Origin of the sequence: Morganella sp. HSTU-ASny43, from assembly GCF_022819185.1 — a bacterium.
Lineage (GTDB): Bacteria > Pseudomonadota > Gammaproteobacteria > Enterobacterales > Enterobacteriaceae > Morganella > Morganella morganii.
The window spans coordinates 1-245 of record NZ_WSPG01000114.1; the positions used below are offsets into that span (position 1 = coordinate 1).

Sequence of the window (245 nt, forward strand, 5' to 3'; positions counted from 1 at the left end):
TGGTGCACCCGAGAGGATTCGAACCTCTGACCGCCCGGTTCGTAGCCGGGTACTCTATCCAGCTGAGCTACGGGTGCGTACCTTAAAACATCTTTTCAGAACTGATTTTTTATCTTAGCATTTTCTTTTGCCAAAATAAAAACCCCATGACAGTATCGTGGGGTTCAAATGGTGCACCCGAGAGGATTCGAACCTCTGACCGCCCGGTTCGTAGCCGGGTACTCTATCCAGCTGAGCTACGGGTG

General features: G+C 51.0%; 1 tRNA gene. It reads right to left on the reverse strand.

The features are described from left to right. A tRNA-Arg gene (locus GN208_RS18005) sits at nucleotides 1-77 on the reverse strand. Between the last annotated feature and the right edge of the window lie 168 nt (nucleotides 78-245).